Source organism: Kitasatospora gansuensis, from assembly GCF_014203705.1.
Classification (GTDB): domain Bacteria; phylum Actinomycetota; class Actinomycetes; order Streptomycetales; family Streptomycetaceae; genus Kitasatospora; species Kitasatospora gansuensis.
This window is the reverse complement of sequence record NZ_JACHJR010000001.1, coordinates 912,054-933,613: the sequence shown is the minus strand read 5'-3', so window position 1 is coordinate 933,613 and position 21,560 is coordinate 912,054. Positions and strand designations below refer to the sequence as shown.

At 71.0% G+C, this 21,560-nt stretch carries 17 protein-coding genes; 13 read left to right on the top strand and 4 right to left on the bottom strand.

Annotated features, from left to right (window positions below; genetic code table 11):
- Positions 1 to 63: 63 nt before the first annotated feature.
- Positions 64 to 2,427 (top strand): RelA/SpoT family protein, encoded by a 2,364-nt coding sequence (locus tag F4556_RS04285; RefSeq protein WP_184924257.1) that lies wholly within the window; start codon positions 64 to 66, stop codon positions 2,425 to 2,427.
- Positions 2,428 to 2,487: 60 nt separating this feature from the next.
- Here the strand turns inward: F4556_RS04285 and F4556_RS04280 are convergent, their stop codons facing one another.
- The gene (locus tag F4556_RS04280; protein WP_184911734.1) at positions 2,488 to 3,717 is read right to left on the bottom strand and encodes a DUF349 domain-containing protein; all 1,230 of its coding nucleotides are present in this window, start codon (positions 3,715 to 3,717) and stop codon (positions 2,488 to 2,490) included.
- A 251-nt stretch (positions 3,718 to 3,968) separates the two neighbouring features.
- Positions 3,969 to 4,766, bottom strand: a complete 798-nt coding sequence (locus F4556_RS04275) for a peptidylprolyl isomerase (protein WP_184911733.1) — start codon at positions 4,764 to 4,766, stop codon at positions 3,969 to 3,971.
- 252 nt (positions 4,767 to 5,018) lie between these two features.
- On the opposite strand from F4556_RS04275, the gene F4556_RS04270 reads away from it, so the two are divergent.
- The 4 genes from F4556_RS04270 to F4556_RS04255 all read left to right on the top strand — a co-directional run bounded on the left by F4556_RS04270 (position 5,019) and on the right by F4556_RS04255 (position 9,392).
- On the top strand, positions 5,019 to 5,726 hold the full coding sequence (locus F4556_RS04270) for an MBL fold metallo-hydrolase (RefSeq protein ID WP_184911731.1): 708 nt from the start codon (positions 5,019 to 5,021) through the stop codon (positions 5,724 to 5,726).
- Between the two features lie 12 nt (positions 5,727 to 5,738).
- Positions 5,739 to 7,001, top strand: a complete 1,263-nt coding sequence (gene hisS / locus F4556_RS04265) for a histidine--tRNA ligase (protein ID WP_184911730.1) — start codon at positions 5,739 to 5,741, stop codon at positions 6,999 to 7,001.
- Positions 6,998 to 8,788 carry an aspartate--tRNA ligase gene (gene aspS / locus F4556_RS04260; RefSeq protein WP_184911728.1) on the top strand — a complete coding sequence of 597 codons (1,791 nt, stop codon included), beginning with the start codon at positions 6,998 to 7,000 and terminating at the stop codon, positions 8,786 to 8,788. Before hisS ends, aspS begins: the two co-directional genes overlap by 4 nt.
- A gap of 97 nt (positions 8,789 to 8,885) precedes the next feature.
- Positions 8,886 to 9,392: a GNAT family N-acetyltransferase gene (locus F4556_RS04255; protein WP_184911727.1), complete on the top strand. Its 507-nt coding sequence runs from the start codon at positions 8,886 to 8,888 to the stop codon at positions 9,390 to 9,392.
- Between the two features lie 132 nt (positions 9,393 to 9,524).
- Here F4556_RS04255 and F4556_RS04250 read toward each other — a convergent pair whose 3' ends face one another.
- The gene (locus F4556_RS04250; protein ID WP_184911725.1) at positions 9,525 to 10,421 is read right to left on the bottom strand and encodes a LysR family transcriptional regulator; all 897 of its coding nucleotides are present in this window, start codon (positions 10,419 to 10,421) and stop codon (positions 9,525 to 9,527) included.
- A gap of 189 nt (positions 10,422 to 10,610) precedes the next feature.
- Here F4556_RS04250 and ppk2 point away from each other — a divergent pair, with 189 nt between their 5' ends.
- The 3 genes from ppk2 (at position 10,611) to rpsD (ending at position 13,729) form a co-directional block, all read left to right on the top strand.
- Positions 10,611 to 11,420 (top strand): polyphosphate kinase 2, encoded by an 810-nt coding sequence (gene ppk2 / locus F4556_RS04245; RefSeq protein WP_184911723.1) that lies wholly within the window; start codon positions 10,611 to 10,613, stop codon positions 11,418 to 11,420.
- Positions 11,421 to 11,453: 33 nt separating this feature from the next.
- Entirely contained in the window at positions 11,454 to 12,803 is a 1,350-nt protein-coding gene (locus F4556_RS04240) for a replication-associated recombination protein A (RefSeq protein WP_184911721.1), read from the top strand.
- 311 nt (positions 12,804 to 13,114) lie between these two features.
- Positions 13,115 to 13,729: a 30S ribosomal protein S4 gene (rpsD, locus tag F4556_RS04235; RefSeq protein WP_184911720.1), complete on the top strand. Its 615-nt coding sequence runs from the start codon at positions 13,115 to 13,117 to the stop codon at positions 13,727 to 13,729.
- Here rpsD and F4556_RS04230 read toward each other — a convergent pair.
- Positions 13,717 to 15,867: an ATP-binding protein gene (locus tag F4556_RS04230; protein ID WP_184911719.1), complete on the bottom strand. Its 2,151-nt coding sequence runs from the start codon at positions 15,865 to 15,867 to the stop codon at positions 13,717 to 13,719. The genes rpsD and F4556_RS04230 overlap by 13 nt on opposite strands.
- Before the next feature lie 288 nt (positions 15,868 to 16,155).
- Between F4556_RS04230 and F4556_RS04225 the strand changes: the two genes are divergently transcribed.
- The 5 genes from F4556_RS04225 to mltG all read left to right on the top strand — a co-directional run bounded on the left by F4556_RS04225 (position 16,156) and on the right by mltG (position 21,482).
- The gene (locus tag F4556_RS04225) at positions 16,156 to 16,635 is read left to right on the top strand and encodes a DUF948 domain-containing protein (protein WP_057228183.1); all 480 of its coding nucleotides are present in this window, start codon (positions 16,156 to 16,158) and stop codon (positions 16,633 to 16,635) included.
- Positions 16,636 to 16,637: 2 nt separating this feature from the next.
- Positions 16,638 to 17,057 carry a DUF6167 family protein gene (locus F4556_RS04220; RefSeq protein WP_184911718.1) on the top strand — a complete coding sequence of 140 codons (420 nt, stop codon included), beginning with the start codon at positions 16,638 to 16,640 and terminating at the stop codon, positions 17,055 to 17,057.
- On the top strand, positions 17,057 to 19,726 hold the full coding sequence (gene alaS, locus F4556_RS04215) for an alanine--tRNA ligase (RefSeq protein ID WP_184911717.1): 2,670 nt from the start codon (positions 17,057 to 17,059) through the stop codon (positions 19,724 to 19,726). Before F4556_RS04220 ends, alaS begins: the two co-directional genes overlap by 1 nt.
- Positions 19,726 to 20,208, top strand: a complete 483-nt coding sequence (ruvX, locus tag F4556_RS04210) for a Holliday junction resolvase RuvX (RefSeq protein ID WP_184911716.1) — start codon at positions 19,726 to 19,728, stop codon at positions 20,206 to 20,208. The genes alaS and ruvX overlap by 1 nt, the downstream gene beginning before the upstream one ends.
- Positions 20,209 to 20,288: 80 nt before the next feature.
- Positions 20,289 to 21,482 carry an endolytic transglycosylase MltG gene (gene mltG, locus F4556_RS04205; RefSeq protein WP_184911715.1) on the top strand — a complete coding sequence of 398 codons (1,194 nt, stop codon included), beginning with the start codon at positions 20,289 to 20,291 and terminating at the stop codon, positions 21,480 to 21,482.
- The last annotated feature ends 78 nt before the right edge of the window (positions 21,483 to 21,560 follow it).

Below are 21,560 nucleotides of genomic sequence, written 5' to 3'. Positions count from 1 at the left end.
GGAGTGTCCTTGCCCGACGAGGTTGTGCCCACGGCCAAGGCCGCCGCCCCCGACAGTCGGCCCATGCCCTCGGGGGCCACCCCGGTACGGCCGACACCGCCCCCCTCGGCGCCCCGGCCCTCCGCCAGCGGCAGCATGCGGGCCCGGCTGGCCCGCCTCGGCGGCCAGCGCAGCACCGTGCTCAACCCGGTGCTCGAACCGCTGTTCCGGACCATCAGGGCCCAGGACCCGAAGGCCGACCCGGCCCTGCTGCGCGACATCGAGCGGGCCTACGAGGTGGCCGAGCGGTGGCACCGGGGCCAGAAGCGCAAGAGCGGCGACCCGTACATCACGCACCCGCTGGCGGTCGCGACCATCCTGGCCGAACTCGGCATGGACGCCGCGACCCTGATGGCCGGTCTGCTGCACGACACCGTCGAGGACACCGAGTACGGCCTGGAGACCCTGCGCAAGGACTTCGGCGACGCGGTGGCCCTGCTGGTCGACGGCGTCACCAAGCTGGACAAGGTCAAGTTCGGCGAGGCCGCGCAGGCCGAGACGGTGCGCAAGATGGTCGTCGCGATGGCCAAGGACCCGCGGGTCCTGGTGATCAAGCTGGCCGACCGGCTGCACAACATGCGCACCATGCGGTACCTCAAGCGGGAGAAGCAGGAGCAGAAGGCCCGCGAGACGCTGGAGATCTACGCCCCGCTGGCGCACCGGCTGGGCATGAACACCATCAAGTGGGAGCTGGAGGACCTCGCCTTCGCGATCCTCTACCCCAAGATGTACGACGAGATCGTGCGTCTGGTGGCCGAGCGGGCGCCCAAGCGGGACGAGTACCTGGCCACCGTGATCGACCAGGTCCAGGGCGACCTGCGGGGCGCCCGGATCACCGCCTCGGTGACCGGCCGGCCGAAGCACTACTACTCGGTCTACCAGAAGATGATCGTGCGAGGCCGCGACTTCGCCGAGATCTACGACCTGGTGGGCATCCGGGTGCTGGTCGACACCGTCCGCGACTGCTACGCGGCGCTGGGCACCATCCACGCGCGGTGGAACCCGGTGCCGGGGCGGTTCAAGGACTACATCGCGATGCCCAAGTTCAACATGTACCAGTCGCTGCACACCACGGTGATCGGTCCCGGCGGCAAGCCGGTCGAGCTGCAGATCCGCACCTTCGACATGCACCGCCGCGCGGAGTACGGCATCGCCGCGCACTGGAAGTACAAGCAGCGCGCGGTGGCGGGCGCCTCCAAGGTCCGTACCGACACGCCGTCCCAGGTGCGCAAGGACGACAAGGCCGGCGCGGTCAACGAGATGGCCTGGCTGCGGCAGCTGCTGGACTGGCAGAAGGAGACCGAGGACCCGAGCGAGTTCCTGGAGTCGCTGCGCTTCGACCTCTCCAACAACGAGGTCTTCGTCTTCACCCCCAAGGGTGACGTGATAGCGCTGCCGGCCGGGGCCACCCCGGTGGACTTCGCCTTCGCGGTGCACACCGAGGTCGGGTACCGGTGCATAGGAGCACGGGTCAACGGCCGGCTGGTGCCGCTGGAGTCGACGCTGGAGAACGGCGACGCGGTGGAGGTCTTCACCTCCAAGGCGGAGAACGCCGGTCCGTCCCGGGACTGGCTGGGCTTCGTCAAGTCGCCCCGGGCCCGGAACAAGATCAAGGCCTGGTTCTCCAAGGAGCGCCGCGAGGAGGCGATCGAGCAGGGCAAGGAGGCGATCGCCCGGGCGATGCGCAAGCAGGGTCTGCCGATCCAGCGCATCCTCACCGGCGACTCGCTGGTCACCCTCGCGCACGAGATGCGCTACCCGGACATCTCGTCCCTGTACGCGGCGATCGGCGAGGGCCACGTCGCGGCGCAGAACATCGTCCAGAAGCTGGTCCAGGCGCTCGGCGGCGAGGACGGCGCGACCGACGACCTGGCCGAGACGGCGACCCCGACGACCCATCAGAACCGGGCCACCAGGCGCCGGGCCAAGGGCGACCCGGGCATCATCGTCAAGGGCGTGGACGACGTCTGGGTCAAGCTCTCCCGCTGCTGCACCCCGGTGCCGGGCGACCCGATCGTCGGCTTCGTGACCCGCGGCAACGGCGTCTCGGTGCACCGCTCGGACTGCGTCAACGTCGAGGCGCTGACCCAGCAGCCGGAGCGGATGATCGAGGTCGAGTGGGCCGCCACCCAGTCCTCGGTCTTCCTGGTGGCGATCCAGGTCGAGGCGCTGGACCGGTCCCGACTGCTCTCGGACGTCACCCGGGTGCTCTCCGACCAGCACGTCAACATCCTGTCGGCGGCGGTGCAGACCTCCCGGGACCGGGTGGCGATGAGCCGCTTCACCTTCGAGATGGGCGACCCGAAGCACCTCGGGCACGTGCTCAAGGCGGTCCGCGGCGTCGAGGGCGTGTACGACGTCTACCGGGTCACCTCGGCCCGGAAGTAACCCCGGCCACGCGAAAGGGCCCCCACCTCGGTGGGGGCCCTTTCGCGTGCTGTCAGCGGATCAGCCGCTGAACTCCTCCAGGCTCTTCAGGGCCTGGTCGAGCAGGAGCTGACGGCCCGCCAGCTCGTTCTCCAGCTTGGCGACCTTGCTCGCGTTGCCGGCCGCCCTGGCCTTGTCCAGCTCGCCCTGGAGCTTGTCCACGGCGGACTGCAGCAGGCTGGTCATGCCGGTGGCACGGGCCCGGGCCTCCGGGTTGGAGCGCTGCCACTCGGCCTCCTCGGCCTCGCGGATCGCCCGCTCGACCGTGTTGAGCCGGGCGTCCAGCTTCGGCTTGGCGTCGCGCGGGACGTGGCCGATGGCCTCCCAGCGCTCGCTGACGCCGCGCAGCGCGGCCTTGGCGGCCTTCAGGTCGGTGATCGGGAGGATCGCCTCGGCCTCGACCAGCAGGGCCTCCTTGAGCTTCTGGTTCTCGCCCTGCTCGGCGTCCCGCTCGCTGAAGGTGGCCGACCTGGCCTGGAAGAAGACGTCCTGCGCGCCCCGGAACCGGGCCCACAGCTCCTCCTCCGCGTCCCGCTGGGCGCGGCCCGCGGCCTTCCAACTGGTCATCAGATCCCGGTAGGCGGCGGCGGTGTCACCCCACTCGGTGGAGCTGGAGAGCGCCTCGGCCTGGGCGACCAGCTTCTCCTTGACCGCCCGGGCCTGCTCGCGCTCGGAGTCCAGGGTGGCGAAGTGCGCCTTGCGGTGCTTGGAGAAGACCGAGCGGGCGTGCGAGAAGCGGTGCCACAGCTCGTCGTCGCTCTTCCGGTCCAGCCGGGGCAGACCCTTCCAGATGTCCACCAGCGCGCGCAGCCGGTCCCCGGCCTCCCGCCACTGGGTGGACTCGGCGAGCTGCTCGGCCTCGGCGACCAGCTTGTCCTTGGCCGCCCGGGTCTCGTCCTGGGCCTTGGCCTTGGCGATCTTGCGCTCGTTCTGCCGGGTCTCGATCTCGCCGGTCAGGGTGTCCAGGCGCTTGGCCAGCGACTCCAGGTCGCCGACGGCGTGGGCCTCGACGACCTGCGCGCGCAGGTGGTCGAGGGCGGTCTGGGCGTCCTTGGTGGCCAGGTCGGTCTTCCGGACCCGGTGCTCCAGCAGGGCGATCTCGGCCGCCAGGCCCTGGTACTTCCGCTCGAAGTAGGCGAGGGCCTCCTCGGGGGAGCCCGCCTGCCAGGAGCCGACGACGCGCTCGCCGTCGGCGGTCCTGACGTAGACGGTCCCCTGCTCGTCGACACGGCCCCACGGTTCGCTGCTCACAGCGCGCCTCCTCCACATGACGTCACGGCCCGCACGGGGCACGTACGTCGTCCACAGTTGATGTGCGGCGGACCGATGGAGTCCGCCGTCCGAGCCGTCGAGTTGTCGTGCGCCGAGGGTGACGGCCGACGGTCAGGGCACCCTATACAACAAGCAAGATAGGCGACCAGCACCGGCGTTGTCCGTATCCGGCCCGGTCGGGTTCCGGCGTGGCCGGGCCCCGGTCGCCCGGGGCCCGGCCACGTGACCGGTCAACTCTTGGTTGCGGTCACCGAGTTGAGGACCACATCGGCGTTCGGGGCACCGTCGCCGCCACCGCCCTTGACGCCGCCACCGGCGATGTTGGTGAGCACGTCGAGCCCACCGGTGATCTTCCCGAACGGGGTGTAGTTCGGCGGCAGCTGGGTGTCCTTGTAGACCAGGAAGAACTGGCTGCCGTTGGTGCCGGGGCCGGCGTTGGCCATCGCCACGGTGCCCGCCGGGTAGGTCGCGCCGGTCAGGTTCTCGTCGGCGAACTGGTAGCCGGGGCCGCCCGAACCGGTGCCGGTCGGGTCACCGCACTGGAGCACGTAGATGCCCTGGGTGGTGAGGCGGTGGCACTTCACGTGATCGAAGTACTGCTCACCGGCCAGGTAGGTGAAGGAGTTCACCGTGTGCGGCGCCTTGGCGGCGTCCAGCGTGAGGGTCACCTCGCCGCAGCTGGTGGCCAGCTTCGCGGTGTAGGTGGCCTTGGTGTCGACCGTCAGTGCGGGCTCGGTCTTCCACTGCTTGCCGTTCGGCGCACCGGCGGCCGGGGTCTCGCAGCCCTTGACCGGCGTGACGGCGGCGGGCGGCGTCGGGGTGGCCTGCGCGGTGTCCTTGGTCTTGGGGTCGGAGTCGAAGGCCCCGGTGGCGAAGGCGCTGCCCACCGAGACCAGCACGACGGCGAGGGCGCCGCCGACGATCACGTTGCGCCGCTTGGCCTTCTTCTGGGCCTCGACCCGACGCTCCATCTGCCGCTCGTACTTCTCGCGGGCGAGCTGACGTCGACGCTGTTCGCTGGTGACCACCGGCCGTGTCTCCTGAAAGATGGGGAGTTCTTGGGGATGCTGATGCGGATCATCGCATCCGCAGGCGGCCAAGTGTAGGGACCTCGTGTGTAAGTACGAGATCAACTGTGCAGGTCCGAGATCACGATTGGGCCGGTGGAGGCGGAGTGGGCTCGCTGCCAATCGGTTAGGAACCGGTGCCCCGCCGCCGGTAGGCTGGCGGAAGTCATAGAGCTTTCGCAGCTGATCGATACCCGATTGAGAGGAATCACGTTGTTCGTCGCCGGATTTCCCGCCGGGGCCTGGGGCACCAACTGCTACCTGGTCGCGCCGGCAGCCGGTGAGGAGTGCGTGATCGTCGACCCCGGGCACGAGGCGACGCAGGGTGTCGAGGACCTGATCAGGGAGCACCGGCTCAAGCCGGTCGCCGTCCTGCTGACGCACGGGCACATCGACCACATCGCCTCGGTGGTGCCGGTCTGCGGCGCGCGCGGCGTCCCGGCCTGGATCCACCCCGAGGACCGCTACATGATGGCCGACCCGGCCCGTGGCCTGGGCCGTGCGCTCGGGCAGCAGATCATGGGCTCGATCACGGTCGGCGAGCCGGACGACGTACGGGAGCTGACCGACGGTGCCGTGCTGGAGCTGGCCGGGCTGAATCTGACGGTCGATCATGCGCCGGGCCATACCAAGGGGTCGGTGACCTTCCGGACGCCTTCGCAGGACGACATCCCACCGGTGTTGTTCTCGGGCGACCTGCTGTTCGCCGGCTCGGTAGGGCGTACGGACCTCCCGGGGGGAGACAGCGAGGCGATCATGCGCTCGCTGGCCCGGGTCTGCCTGCCCCTCGACGACGCCACCGTGGTCCTCTCCGGTCACGGCGGCCAGACCACCATCGGCCGTGAGCGCGCCACCAACCCCTACCTCCAGCAGGCGGCGGGAGCGCTCGGCGCCCCGGCCTTCCCGCGACGAGGAATGTGACGGATAGAGAAGTTGAGCACCTTCACCGCCCCCAAGGGCACCTACGACCTGCTGCCGCCGAGCTCCGCCACCTTCCTGGCGATCCGCGAGCGGCTGAGTGCCCCGCTGCGCCGGTCCGGCTACGGCTACATCGAGACACCCGTCTTCGAGGACATCAAGCTCTTCTCCCGGGGCGTCGGTGAGTCCACCGACATCGTCTCCAAGGAGATGTACAGCCTGACCACCAAGGGCGGCGACGAGCTCGGGCTGCGCCCCGAGGGCACCGCCTCGGTGGTCCGCGCCACCCTGCAGGCCAACCTGCACAAGCTCGGCAACCTGCCGGTCAAGCTCTGGTACTCGGGCTCCTTCTACCGCTACGAGCGGGCGCAGAAGGGCCGTTACCGCCAGTTCGCCCAGATCGGGGCCGAGGCGATCGGGGCCGAGGACCCGGCGCTGGACGCCGAGGTGATCATCCTGGCCGACGACGCGTTCCGCTCGCTCGGGCTGAGCAACTATCAGCTGCTGCTCAACAGCCTGGGCGACAAGCAGTGCCGCCCGGTCTACCGCACCGCGCTGGTCGACTTCCTGGCCGGTCTCGACCTGGACGAGGACACCCGCCGCCGGGCCGAGATCAACCCGCTCCGGGTGCTCGACGACAAGCGGCAGTCGGTGCAGGACCAGCTGGTGGACGCGCCGATGCTGCGCGACTTCCTGTGCGAGGAGTGCAAGGCCTACGACGAGCAGGTCCGCGCGCTGCTGACCGCCGCCGGGGTGGCCTTCGTCGACGACCCGAAGCTGGTCCGCGGCCTGGACTACTACACCCGCACCACCTTCGAGTTCGTGCACGGCGGTCTCGGCGCCCAGTCCGCGATCGGCGGTGGCGGCCGCTACGACGGTCTCTCCGAGATGCTCGGCGGCCCCGCGCTGCCGTCCGTCGGCTGGGGCCTCGGCGTGGACCGCACCTTCCTCGCGATGGAGGCCGAGGGCATCGTCCTCGACCTGCCCGCCACCACCTCGGTGTACGCCGTGGCGCTCGGCGAGGAGGCCAAGAACGTGCTGTTCGGCAAGGTCACCGAGCTGCGCCGGGCCGGGATCGCCACCGACCTCGCCTTCGGTGTGAAGACCATCAAGAACGCCATGAAGTCCGCCGACCGTTCCGGCGCCCGCTTCGCCCTGGTCGCCGGGGACCGAGATCTCGCCGCCGGTGTGGTCCAGCTCAAGGACATGACCACCGGCGAGCAGATCCCCGTCGAACTCGAAGCACTCGTCACCACCCTGAAGGAGAAGCAGCTGTGATCCGCACGCACGACGCGGGCACGCTCCGCGCGGAGCACGCCGGAACGACCGTCACCCTGGCCGGCTGGGTCGCCCGCCGCCGCGACCACGGCGGGGTGGCCTTCATCGACCTGCGCGACGCCTCCGGCACCGTGCAGATCGTGGCCCGCGACCTGGAGGCGATCGGGGACCTGCGCTCCGAGTACTGCGTCAAGGTCGTCGGCGAGGTCCGGGTCCGCCCGGAGGGCAACGAGAACCCGGAGATCCCGACCGGCAAGGTCGAGGTCGTGGTCGGCGCCCTGGAGGTGCTCTCCGAGTCCGCCGCGCTGCCGTTCCAGGTCGCCGAGTACGAGCCCGGCACGGTCAACGAGGAGGTCCGGCTCCGCTACCGCTACCTGGACCTCCGCCGCGAGGGCCCGGCCCGCGCGCTGCGCCTGCGCTCCAAGGTGAACCACATCATCCGTACGGTGATGGAGGAGAACGACTACCTCGACATCGAGACGCCGTACCTCACCCGCTCCACCCCCGAGGGCGCCCGCGACTTCCTGGTGCCGGTCCGGCTCCAGCCGGGTCACTGGTACGCCCTGCCGCAGTCGCCGCAGCTGTTCAAGCAGCTGCTGATGGTGGCCGGTATGGAGCGGTACTACCAGATCGCCCGCTGCTTCCGGGACGAGGACTTCCGCGCCGACCGGCAGCCGGAGTTCACCCAGCTCGACATCGAGGCCTCGTTCGTCGACCAGGAGGACATCCTGGCGCTCGGCGAGAAGGTCGTCTCCCGGATCTGGTCCGAGGTGCACGGCTACGAGCTCCCGAGCCCGCTGCCCCGGATGACCTACGCGGACGCGATGAACCGCTACGGCTCCGACAAGCCGGACGTCCGCTTCGGCCAGGAACTCACCGACCTCACCGAGTACTTCAAGGGCACCGAGTTCCGGGTCTTCCAGGCCCCGTACGTCGGCGCCGTGGTGATGCCCGGTGGCGCCTCCCAGCCGCGCAAGCAGCTGGACGCCTGGCAGGACTGGGCCAAGGCGCGCGGCGCCCGCGGTCTGGCGTACGTGCTGGTGGACGCCGAGACCGGCGAGCTGCGCGGCCCGGTCGCCAAGAACCTCTCCGAGGAGCACCTGGCCGGTCTCGCGGCCGCCGCCGGTGCCAAGCCGGGCGACGCGGTGTTCTTCGCGGCCGGCAAGAAGACCGCCTCGCAGGAGCTGCTCGGCGCGGCCCGGCTGGAGATCGGCCGTCGCTGCAACCTGATCGACGAGTCGCAGTGGGCCTTCCTCTGGGTGGTCGACTTCCCGATGTTCGAGCCGATCGAGGACGACAAGGGCGAGTTCCAGGGCTGGCACGCGGTGCACCACCCGTTCACCGCGCCCACCGCCGAGTCGCTCGCGACCTTCGACACCGACCCGGGCAGCGCGCTCTCGAACGCGTACGACCTGGTGCTGAACGGCTCGGAGCTGGGCGGCGGTTCGATCCGTATCCACCAGCGCGACGTGCAGAAGCGGGCGTTCGACGCGATCGGCCTGTCGGAGGAGGAGGCGCAGTCGCAGTTCGGCTTCCTGCTCGACGCCTTCAACTACGGCCCGCCGCCGCACGGCGGGGTCGCGTTCGGCCTGGACCGCATCGTCACCCTGCTCGGCGGGTACGACACCATCCGGGACGTCATCGCGTTCCCGAAGACCTCCACCGGTGGTGACCCGCTGACCGGTGCACCGACCCCGATCACCCCGGCGCAGCGCCGGGAGGCCGGTGTCGACGCCAAGCCGAAGCAGCGCGACGAGGCGAAGTCCGAGACGGCCAACGAGGCCTGACGCAGGATCTGTACGATCAGGGCCCCGGTCGGTGTGCGGTTCGCACCGGCCGGGGCTCTCGTATCATCTCGTCCACAAAGGCGTGGAAGGATCAACCATGAACGTCAGCACCAGAGTTGAGCACCCCTCGGATGCTCCGGCGACCCGTCGGGTGCACATGGCCGCCTTTCCCGGACCGGACGAGGCCGACCTGGTGGACGCCCTTCGCCGGGACGGCAGTTGGCTGCCGGCGCTTTCGCTGGTCGCCGTGGACGAACGCGAACTCATCGTCGGACACGTCCTGTTGACCCGCCTGGAGGTCGGCGAGGCGACCGGGCTGGCGCTCGCGCCGGTGGCGGTCGCGCCGGAGTGGCAGCGCAAGGGGGTGGGGGTGCTGCTGGTGCGCGCAGCGCTGCACGCTGCCGCTGAGGCGGGGGAGAAGCTCGTGGTGGTCCTGGGGGACCCCGACTACTACGGCCGCTTCGGCTTCGGGCCGGCGGCGGAGCACGAGGTGACCGGGCCGTTCGACGTGCCGGGGGAGTACTTCCAGGCGCTCACGCTCCCGGCGTACGACGGAAGCCCGAAGGGGCACTGCTGTTACCCGGAGCCTTTCAACGCAGCTTAAGCACCAGGGGCTCGGGGAACTGCGACGCCGACCTCAGGAGCGTTCAACGTACATATGTGGTCAGGCACTTTCGCATTTTGACCCGCCAGCCACGAACCGTCGCAGTTCCCCGAGCCCCTGGCGTGTGCCACTTCAGGTGAGTTTCACCGTGGCGCGGCAGGCGTCGATGAAGGCGGTCATGGCCGGGGTCATCGGGCGTTCGCGGAGCCAGTAGAGGCCGACGTGGCTGGGGCTCAGGCCGGTGACGTCGCGGTAGGCGACGTCGGGGCGGGAGGCGAGGCGGCGCATGGCTTCGGGGGCGAAGCCGATGCCCTGGCCGCAGGCGACTGCCGCGAGCCATTCGTCGGCGTTGTGGGCGACCGCGCCGATCCGGGCCGGGCGGCCCTCGCGTTCGGCGGCGCCGAGCCAGTAGTCGCGCCAGAAGCCGGCCTCGGCGGGGATGGCGACGAAGGGTTCGGCCAGCACGTCCCGGACGTCGAGGACCTCCTGGGCGGCCAGCGGGTGTTCGGAGGAGAGCACGGCGATCCGGTCGACGACGGCGAGGCGGGCGGCCGCGTACTCGGGGCCGAGGTCGGCGGGGGCGTGCCAGAGGGCGAGGTCGATCTCGCCGGTGCCGAGGCCGGAGGTGACGTCGAACCAGTTGTTCTGCCGCATCCGGACCTGCCAGCCCGGCATCCGTCTACCGAACTCCGCCATGGTGGCCAGGCCGACCAGGTTGATGGTGCTGCCCTCGAAGCCGACCCGGAGCAGGTGCTCGGCCTCGGTGGCGGCCTGCCGGGTGGCCCGGACCGCGCCGTCCCAGCCGTCCAGGACGGCCGCCGTGTGGCCGGACAGCGCCTCGGCGGCCGGGGTGGGGGTGACGCCGGCCCGGGTGCGTTCGAAGAGCTGGACCCCGAGCTGGGTCTCCAGCTGCCGGATCTGCTTGGTCAGGGTGGGCTGGGAGAGGGACAACCGGGCCGCCGCCGCGGTGAGCTGACCCTCCTCGCAGACCACGGCGAAGGAGCGCAGCAACCGGGTGTCGATATCCATGCCCACAGGTTATGGAACGGGGAATTGGACCGGTGGGTCGGGTCTGCGGCAGGGTTGGGCCCTCGCCGGCGGGTTCCGGTACCGGCAGTACAGGGGTCTTCCGGTACCGGGCCGCCCCGAGCCGACCTGCGGGCGTCGTTGATCGGCCGTAACGTGAGTGCTCATCAGCACCCGTGAGCGGAGGGCCCGATGGCGGCGGACGGCGGGAAGCGGCTTCCGAAGAAGCTGTACGAGAAGGAACTGCTCCGCCTGCAGAGCGAGTTGGTGAAGGTCCAGGAGTGGGTCAGGGCCGAGGGCGTCCGCCTGGTGGTGCTCTTCGAGGGCCGGGACGCGGCCGGCAAGGGCGGCGCCATCAAACGGGTGACCGAGTACCTCAACCCCCGGGTCGCCCGGATCGCCGCCCTGCCCGTCCCGACGGAGCGTCAGCGCGGCCAGTGGTACTTCCAGCGGTACGTGGAGCAGCTGCCCGCCGCCGGGGAGATCGTGCTGTTCGACCGGAGCTGGTACAACCGGGCCGGGGTCGAGAAGGTGATGGGGTTCTGCACCCCGGAGGAGTACTGGCAGTTCCTGCACCAGGCTCCGACCTTCGAGCGGATGCTGATCGAGGCGGGCATCGAGCTGCGCAAGTACTGGTTCTCGGTCAGCGACACTGAGCAGGAGCGGCGGTTCCAGGACCGGCTGGAGGACCCGATGCGGCGCTGGAAGCTCTCGCCGATGGACACCGAGTCGATCTCGCGCTGGGAGGAGTACTCCCGGGCCAAGGACGAGATGTTCGTCTACACCGACGTCCCGGGGTCGCCCTGGCACGTGGTGGAGAGCGACGACAAGCGGCGGGCCAGGATCAACATGATCGCCCACCTGCTCTCCACGCTGCCGTACCACGAGGTCACCATGCCCCCGGTGGAGCTGCCGCCCCGGCCGAAGGCCAGGGGCTACCAGCGGCCGCCGCGCGATCTGCAGAAGTACGTACCGGACCATGCGGCGAAGCTGAAGAAGTAAGGGCTGTCGGCGCGCTGGCATACCCTTCAAGGCGTGGAACCGGACCTCTTCACCGCAGCCGCCGAGGAACGCCAGAGCCAGGAGCCCGGGCGGGCCCCGCTGGCCGTACGGATGCGCCCGCGCACCCTGGACGAGGTGGCCGGGCAGCGGCAGCTGTTGAAGGACGGTTCGCCGCTGCGGCGGCTGGTGGCCAGTACCCGGGGCCCGGCCGCGACCAGCTCGGTGATCCTCTGGGGGCCACCCGGGACGGGCAAGACCACGCTGGCGCACGTGATCAGCCAGGCCGTCGAGGGCCGGTTCGTGGAGCTGTCCGCGATCACGGCGGGGGTCAAGGAGGTCCGGGCGGTGATCGAGGGCGCCCGGCGCGCGGTCGGCATGTCGGGCCGCGAGACGGTGCTGTTCCTGGACGAGATCCACCGCTTCTCCAAGGCCCAGCAGGATTCGCTGCTGCCCGCCGTGGAGAACCGCTGGGTCACCCTGATCGCCGCCACCACGGAGAACCCGTACTTCTCGGTGATCTCCCCGCTGCTGTCCCGCTCGCTGCTGCTCACGCTGGAGTCCCTGACCGACGAGGACATCCGGCTGCTGCTGCGCCGCGCGGTGACCGACGAGCGGGGGCTCGGCGGGCAGTTGACGCTCAGCCAGGAGGCGGAGGACCACCTGGTCCGGCTGGCCGGCGGCGACGCCCGGCGCTCGCTCACCACGCTGGAGGCGGCGGCCGGGGCTGCGCTGGAGAAGGGCGAGGAGTCCATCTCGCTGGCCACCACCGAGACGGCGGTGAACCAGGCGGCGGTCCGTTACGACAAGGACGGTGACCAGCACTACGACGTGGCCAGCGCCCTGATCAAGTCGATCCGGGGCAGCGACGTGGACGCCACGCTGCACTACCTGGCCCGGATGATCGAGGCGGGGGAGGACCCGCGCTTCATCGCCCGGCGGCTGATGATCTCAGCCAGCGAGGACGTCGGCCTGGCCGATCCGACCGCGCTGCAGACGGCCGTCGCGGCCGCCCAGGCGGTGGCCCTGATCGGCTTCCCGGAGGCCCGGATCATCCTGTCCCAGGCCGCCATCGCGCTGGCCCTGGCCCCCAAGTCGAACGCGGCCTACCTGGCGATCGACGCGGCGCTGGCCGACGTCCGGCAGGGCCTGGCCGGGGCGGTGCCGCCGCACCTGCGGGACGGGCACTACAAGGGCGCGGCCAAGCTCGGTCACGCCCAGGGCTACCAGTACCCGCACGACCTGCCGGAGGGCATCGCCGGCCAGCAGTACGCGCCGGACGCGGTGCACGGCAAGGAGTACTACCGGCCGACCAGGCGCGGCGGCGAGGCCCGGTACGCGGACACCGTGGAGTGGACCAGGGCCCGGCTCAGGGGAGATCAGTAAACCTGTATGCTGTCTCGAAGTGCCTTGTCCCGGGTACGGCGGTGAGCGAGAGCCCATCGACCGTCCGCACCAGCGGGGCAGTGGCCCGAGCCTCCCTCTCGCAGGGAGTCTCCTGGAGCGTTGCGCACCGTTTTCGGTGTCGCGGGCAGCCCATCACCTTCCCGGCGATGGGCCGCACGTGTGCAAGCACAGATGTGCCCGGCCCGGAGAGCGGCTGATCACCCCTTGGGGTGGTTTTTCTCCTGGTCGCGAGGAGCGACCTCCATCAACACCTGGTGCAGCCGTATTCATTCGCAAGGAAGGTTTGGTTCATGGCGAACCAGAAGCGCCCCAAGGTCAAGATTGCCCGTGCCCTGGGCATTCCGCTGACCCCGAAGTCCGTCAAGTACTTCGAGGCCCGCCCGTACCCGCCCGGCCAGCACGGCCGTGGCCGCAAGCAGAACTCTGACTACAAGGTCCGTCTGACCGAGAAGCAGCGTCTGCGCGCGCAGTACGACCTCAGCGAGAAGCAGATGGCCCGCGCGTTCGACCGCGCGAAGAAGGCCGAGGGCAAGACCGGTGACGCGCTGATCGCCGAGCTCGAGGTCCGCCTCGACTCGCTGGTGCTGCGTTCGGGCATCGCCCGCACCATCTACCAGGCCCGCCAGATGGTCGTTCACGGCCACATCGAGGTCAACGGTGGCAAGGTCAACAAGCCGTCGTTCCAGCTGAAGCCGGGCTACGTCGTCACCGTGCGTGAGCGTAGCAAGGAGAAGGTCCCGTTCCAGGTCGCCCGTGAGGGTGGCTACGCGGGCGAGGGTCAGACCCCGAAGTACCTCGAGGTCAACCTCCGCGCCCTGGCGTTCCGCCTGGACCGTGCCCCGCAGCGTCGTGAGGTCCCCGTGATCTGCGACGAGCAGCTGGTCGTCGAGTACTACTCGCGCTGACCCGCGGTCGGTACCGAGCCCCGCAGCCTTTCGGCTGCGGGGCTCGGCCCGTTTCTGGGGGGCTCCACCGGCTCCCGGCCGAGCACCCGGGCGGCCACCTGGTCCAGGTCCAGCGCCGCGCCCAGCCCGAACGCCTCGCCGAACTCCTGCTCGGTCAGGCCCTCGCGGGTCCGCTCCTCACAGGTCCGGTACGGACCGGTGAACGAGCTGGATCCGAAGAACGGCTTCCCGACGGCCCGCCAGATCCGGTGCGCCGCGCCCTGCAGCACCCGGGCCTCGTACAGGTCGGGCGCGGGGCCCTCGGTCTCCAGCACCGCCAGCATGTCCAGCGCCAGCACCACCCCGAGCAGGTCCCGGAACAGGTGGTTCAGCCGTACGCACTCGCGGGCGTGCGCCCGGGCCGTGCGCAGCTCGCCCGCCGTCCAGTTCGAGTACGCCATCGCGTAGAGCCCGTAGGCGTACGCCCACTGCTCGCCGTGCTCCTCGCAGGTCTCCCGGACCCTCTCCAACCAGTGCAGACCGCTCTCGGTCTCGCCCTGGAACAGGTAGGCGACGCCCAGTTCGAACATCGCCATCAGCACGTTGCTGTTCAGCTCGCCGATCGCGTCGTAGTGCCACAGCGCGTCCTCGAACAGCTCGGTGGCGCGGCCGAGTTCGTCCCCGATCAGGGCGGCGCAGCCCTGCCGGTGCACGGCGTAGGCCAGCGCCCGGTCGTCGCCGGTCTCCAGCGCCTGCCGGTGACACTCCGCCAGCGCGGGCCTGGCCCGGACCAGGTCGCCCTGCAGGGTGGCCATGTACCCGGTGACCCAGAGCGCCTTGGCCCGGGCCTCGGTCGGCTCGGGGGCCAGCGCCAGCGCCCGGTCCAGCCAGTGCCGGCCCTCGCCCAGGTGGCCGGAGCCGACCCAGTAGAACCAGAGCGTGCCGGCCAGCAGCAGCGCGAGCTGCTCCTCGCCGGGCTCGGCCAGGCAGAACTCCAGCGCGGTGCGCAGGTTGGGGTGGGCCAGCCTGGTCCGTTCGGCGGTCTCCTGCTGGCGCGGGCCGAACCACTCGACCTCGCCCCAGCCGGCCATCCCGAGGTACCAGTCGCGGTGCCGGCAGCGCAGCCGGTACTCCTCGCCGGTGGCGCGCAGCCACTGGGCGCCGTACTCGCGCAGGGTGTCCAGCAGCCGGTACCGGACGCCGAGCTCGCCCTCCTCCCGGAGCAGCACCGACTTGCCGATCAACTCGCCGATCAGATCGAGGAGTTCCTCGGCGGCCAGGCCGTCGCCGACGCAGACGTACTCGGCGGACTCCAGGTCGAAGCTGCCGGAGAAGACCGAGAGGCGGGCCCAGGTTAAACGTTCCTGCGGTGTGCAGAGCTCGTGACTCCAGCCGATCGTGGTGCGCAGGGTCTGGTGCCGTTCGGGGGTGCTCCGGTCGCCGCCGGTGAGCAGCCGGAAGCGGTCGTTCAGCCGGAGGGCGATCTGCTCCACCGAGAGCGCCCGCAGACGTCCGGCGGCCAGCTCGACGGCCAGCGGGATGCCGTCCAGCCGACGGCAGAGCTGGGTGACCTCGGCCAGGTTGCGGTCGGTCAGCTCGAAGCCCGGCAGGACGGCGGCGGCCCGGTCGGCGAACAGCCGGACCGCCTCGGCCGGAGCCCCGTCCGGGGTGCTCACCGGCAGCGGGGAGACCGGCATCCGGTGCTCGCCCGGCACCCGCAGGGTCTCCCGGCTGGTGGCCAGCACCCGCAGGCCGGGGGCAGCCCGCAGCAGCGTCGCCACCAGCTCGGCACACGGCGCGACCAGGTGCTCGCAGCTGTCCAGCACGATCAGCAGCTCGCGGTCGGCCAGCTGCTCGACCAGCACGTCCTCGGGCGGCCGGGCGGTCGAGTCGGTCAGCCGGAGCGCCTCCAGCACGGCGTGCCCCAGCAGCAGCGGGTCCTGGACGGCGCCCACCTCGACCAGCCGGACGCCGTCCGCGAAGCGGTGCGCTGCGGCGGCGGCCGCGCGCAGCGCGAGGCGGGTCTTGCCGACGCCGCCCGGGCCGGTCACGGTGACCAGCCGTCCGGCCCGCAACAGCCCGGCCAAGCCGGCGAGTTCGGCTTCGCGGCCGACGAAGCTGGTCAACTCGGCGGGCAGCCGGTCTGTCGCACTGAACACTTCGGTCGCCCCCGTGGCTGGGACCCAGGGCCCGCGACCTGCGAGCCATTCCGCCCAACGACGTGACCGGCCGGTAGGTTACTGACTGCGGAAGTTGCACTGTCCAGGGGCTCGGGGAACGGCGAGGAGATCTGGCGTGCGGGTCAAAACGCAAAGTGCCTGACCATCTACGCAGGTGCAACGCTCCGGCGGTCGGCGTCGCAGTTCCCCGAGCCCCTGGACCGTAGACGGCTGCTGGGCGCGATAGGGTTCAAACCTGAGCTACGTGGCAAGTAGGGAGCGCGCAAGGTGTCCGTGGGAGAGCTGGCCGGCCTGTTGGTGGCCGTGTTCTGGGCGGTCCTGGTCACTCTGCTCGCCGTGGTGCTGGTGCGGCTGTCGAAGGTGTTGCGTGAGGCCACCGTGCTGGTCGCCGCCGTGACCGAGCAGGCCGTGCCGCTGCTGACCGACGCGGGCGCCGCCGTCCGGAGCGCGAACGAGCAGCTGGAGCGGGTCGACGAGATCACCGCCAACGTGCAGGACGCCGCCGCCAACGCCAACGCGCTCTCCTCCACCGTCGCCGCCACCATCGGCGGCCCGCTGGTGAAGGTGGCCGCCTTCAGCTACGGCGTCCGCAAGGCGGTCAGCCGCCAGCAGGCCGGTCTGACGGTGCCCCAGCAGGCGGGCGAGCGCGAGGAACTGGCGCGGCTGATCCGGGCCGAGGTCCGGGCGGCCACCGCCCCGCGCGGCGGCGGTCTGCTGGGCCGGGTACGGCGAGCGGTGAGGGGCTGACCATGGTGCGACGCATCTTCTGGATGGCGGTCGGTGCCGGAGCCACCGTCTGGGCCATGAACAAGGCCAACGAGGCCGTGCACCGGCTCACGCCCGACAGCCTGTCAGGTACCGCCGCGCGCGGCGCCCTGCACCTGGGCGACGCGGCCAAGCAGTTCGCCGCCGACGTCCGGGCCGGGATGGCCGAGCGCGAGGAGCAGCTGCGCGGCGACCTCGGGCTGGACGGCACCGCCGTGGTCGAGCCGAGCCGGCGAGCGCTGCGTCGTGAGCCCCAGTACCGAGCTATCTCGGCGGCACCGGGTTCCCCCGCTGCCGCCCTGCGCCCCAGCCTTCGTACGAGCAAGACCCCCCAAGCCATTGATTCGACGCCGCGTCAGCTCGACGAGCTGCCCGGCGGAACCACCAACCGGAAGGACCAATGATGGAGTCGGCAGAGATCCGCCGCCGTTGGCTGCGCTTCTTCGAGGAGCGCGGCCACACCGTTGTTCCGTCGGCGTCCCTGGTCGCCGACGACCCCACCCTGCTGCTGGTCCCGGCCGGCATGGTGCCCTTCAAGCCGTACTTCCTCAGCGAGGTCAAGCCGCCCTTCAGCCGCGCGACCAGCGTGCAGAAGTGTGTCCGGACCCCGGACATCGAGGAGGTCGGGAAGACCACCCGGCACGGCACCTTCTTCCAGATGTGCGGCAACTTCTCCTTCGGCGACTACTTCAAGGAGGGGGCGATCAGCTATGCGTGGGAGCTGCTGACCACCCCCGTCGCGGAGGGCGGCTACGGCCTGGAGCCCGAGAAGCTCTGGATCACCGTCTACCAGGACGACGACGAGGCCGAGGCCATCTGGCGCGACAAGATCGGCGTCCCGGCCGAGCGCATCCAGCGCCTGGGCAAGGCCGACAACTTCTGGTCGATGGGCGTCCCCGGTCCGTGCGGTCCGTGCTCGGAGATCAACTACGACCGCGGCCCCGAGTACGGCGAGGAGGGCGGCCCGGCCGTCAACGGCGAGCGCTACATGGAGATCTGGAACCTGGTCTTCATGCAGTACGAGCGTGGCGCCGGCTCCGGCAAGGACGACTTCCCGATCCTGGGCGACCTGCCGAACCAGAACATCGACACGGGCCTCGGCCTGGAGCGCCTGGCCACCATCCTGCAGGGCGTCGACAACCTCTTCGAGATCGACACCAGCCGGATGATCCTGGACCGGGCGGCCAAGCTGACCGGCCACACCTACGGCGCGGACGTGAAGTCCGACGTCTCGCTGCGGGTGGTCGCCGACCACATCCGCACCTCGGTGATGCTGGTCTCCGACGGCGTGACCCCCGGCAACGAGGGCCGCGGCTACGTGCTGCGCCGCATCCTGCGCCGCGCGATCCGCAACATGCGCCTGCTGGGTGCCACCGAGCCGGTCGCCAAGGTGCTCTCGGACATCACCATCGACGCGATGGGTCCGCAGTACCCGGAGCTGTTCGCCGAGAAGAACCGGATCGAGGCCGTCATCGTCGGCGAGGAGGCCTCCTTCCTCGAGACGCTGCGCAGCGGCACCCTGCTGCTGGACTCGGCCGTCGCCGAGACCAAGTCCTCCGGTTCGGCCGTGATCGCCGGTGCCAAGGCGTTCCAGCTGCACGACACCTACGGCTTCCCGATCGACCTCACCCTCGAGATGGCCGCCGAGCAGGGCCTGAGCGTGGACGAGGACGGCTTCCGCACCCTGATGAAGGAGCAGCGGGACCGGGCCAAGGCCGACGCCAAGGCCAAGAAGCACGGCCACGCCGACGTCTCCGCCTACCGCGAGGTGGCGGACCGTTCGGGTGCCACGGTCTTCACCGGCTACACCGAGTCGCACGGCGAGGCCACCGTGGTCGGCCTGCTGGTCGACGGTGTGTCGGCCCCGGCCGCGCACGAGGGCGACGACATCGAGCTGGTGCTCGACCGCACCCCGTTCTACGCCGAGGGCGGCGGCCAGCTCGCCGACCAGGGCCGGATCCGGCTGGACTCCGGCGCCGTGGTCGAGGTCCGCGACGTGCAGGCGCCGGTGCCCGGCGTGGTCGTGCACAAGGGCCGCGTGGTGGTCGGTGAGGTCGTGCTGGGCGCGCACGCGTACGCCCAGATCGACCTGGACCGCCGCCGGGCGATCGCCCGCGCGCACTCCGCCACCCACCTGACCCACCAGGCGCTGCGGGACGCGCTCGGCCCCACCGCCGCCCAGGCCGGGTCCGAGAACGCCCCGGGCCGGTTCCGGTTCGACTTCGGCTCGCCCGCCGCGGTGCCGGGTTCGGTGCTGGTGGACGTCGAGCAGAAGATCAACGACGTGCTGACCCGTGAGCTGGAGGTCACCGCCGAGGTCATGACGATGGATCAGGCCCGCAAGGCCGGCGCCATCGCGATGTTCGGCGAGAAGTACGGCGACGCCGTCCGGGTGGTGACCATCGGCGACTTCTCCAAGGAGCTCTGCGGTGGCACCCACGTCGGCAACACCGCCCAGCTGGGCCTGGTGAAGCTGCTCGGCGAGGCGTCGATCGGTGCCGGTGTGCGCCGGGTCGAGGCGCTGGTCGGCGCCGACGCGTACAAGTTCCTGGCCAAGGAGCACACGGTCGTGGCCCAGCTCACCGAGCTGGTCAAGGGCCGTCCGGAGGAGCTGCCGGAGAAGATCTCGGGCATGCTCGCCAAGCTCAAGGACGCCGAGAAGGAGATCGAGCGCTTCCGCGCCGAGAAGGTGCTCGCGCTCGCCGCCGGTCTCACCGAGAGCGCCGAGGACGTCAGCGGCGTCTCGGTGGTGGCCGCCCGGGTGGCCGACGGCACCGGCGCCGACGACCTGCGCAAGCTGGTCCTGGACGTCCGGGCCCGGCTGGGCTCGCGCCCGTCCGTGGTCGCCGTCTTCACGGTGGCCAACGACCGCCCGGTGACCGTGATCGCCACCAACGAGGACGCCCGCGCCCGCGGCGTCAAGGCCGGTGAGCTGGTCAAGGTCGCCGCCAAGACCCTCGGCGGCGGCGGCGGTGGCAAGGACGACGTCGCCCAGGGCGGTGGCACCAACCCGGCCGCCGTGGACGAGGCGATCGCCGCCGTCCGCGGCCTGGTCGCGGAGCGCGCCAACTGATGGAGGCTCAGGAGGAGAAGGTCTTCCGCCGGGGCCGCCGGATCGCCGTGGACGTGGGCGACGCCCGGATCGGGGTCGCCTCCTGCGACCCCGACGGGCTGATCGCCACCCCGGTGGAGACGGTCCCGGCGGGCGGCCGCTCGCAGGCCAGGATCAAGGCGATCGTCGAGGAGTACGACGCCATCGAGGTGGTGGTCGGCCTCCCGCGCTCGCTGAGCGGCAAGGAGGGTCCGGCCGCCGCCAAGGTCCGCGAGTACGCGGGCCGGCTGGCCATGCTGCTCTACCCGGTGACGGTCCGTCTGGTGGACGAGCGGATGACCACGGTCACCGCCGCCCAGGCCATGCGGGCCTCCGGCCGGAACTCGAAGAAGGGCCGTTCGGTGATCGACCAGGCTGCCGCCGTGGTGATCCTGCAGAGCGCCCTTGAGACCGAACGGGTGAGTGGTCGCGCCCCCGGCGAGAGCGTCGAGCCGGTCAGCTGATCATTCTGGTCTAGCGTCCCGAACGGGGCACCTGCGGAACTCCGCGGGTGCCCCGTTCCGCATTCGGAGGGGACGAGGCCATGACCGATCCGTACACCGCACCCGGCCTGGCATCCGGTCTGACGCCCGGTCACCTCGGCGCGCCGGTGGCCGAGCCCGAGGGGCTGCCGCCGGGGCGCGCGCCGGGGATCGAGCCGCCCGACCCGCGCCGGCTGCGTACCGGGCTGGCCTGCTGCCTGAGCGTGCTGGCGCTGGCGGGCGTGGTCGGTCTGGCCGTGCTGGCGACCCTGCTGCTCTGGCCGTCCGGCCAGGAGAAGGCCGCGGACTTCGCCGGTTCCGGCGCCGGCACCGCGCAGGTCTCGGTGGTCCAGGGCGCGACGCTCACCCAGATCGGCCAGGCGCTGGAGAAGGAGGGCGTGGTGGCCAGCGTCCGGGCCTTCACCGAGGCGGCGGCCAAGAGCCCGGCGGGCACCCGGATCCAGCCGGGCACGTACACGCTGCGCCTGAGGATGGCGGCCGGCTCCGCGCTGAACGTCCTGCTGGACCCGGCCAACGCGAACGCGCTCACCATCCCCGAGGGCCGCCGGGCCGAGCAGATCTACGCGGCCGTCGACCAGAAGCTCAGGCTGGCGGAGGGCACCACCAAGGGGGTGGCCGGGCAGCAGGCCGCGGCCCTGGGCCTGCCGGACGCGGCGCGGGGAAACCCGGAGGGGTACCTCTTCCCCTCCACCTACCCGGTCACCGGGGAGACCACCCCGCTGACGCTGTTGCAGCTGATGGTGGCTCAGGCGGCCAAGCGGCAGGGCGCGGACGGCGTGACGGAGGCGGCCGAGGCGTACGCCCGGAGCCCGTACGAGATCCTCACGCTGGCCAGCCTGGTGCAGGGCGAGGCGGACAACCCCGAGGACATGACCAAGGTGGCCAGGGTGGTCTACAACCGGCTGGAGAAGTCGATGCCGCTGCAGTTCGACTCGACCATCAACTACGCGCTCAACCGGTCGACCCTGACCACCACCGCCGGGGACACCAAGCTCGACTCGCCGTACAACACCTATCTGCACCCGGGCCTGCCGCCGACCCCGATCACCAACCCGGGGCGGGATGCGATCCAGGCGGCGGCGCACCCGGCGGAGGGGGACTGGCTGTACTTCGTCACCGTCGGCCCCGGCGACACGCGCTTCACCGACAGCTACGAGCAGCACCAGCGGAACGTGGCCGAGTTCAACGCCCGGCAGGCCGCGCGGTCGTCCTCACCGAGCGCGGGCAGCCGCTGACTGTCCGTCCGGGGCCGCCGGGGTGAATGCCGCGGTACGGTAACGTCTCCCTCCAGGCGTTGCGCTAGCACGCCGGTT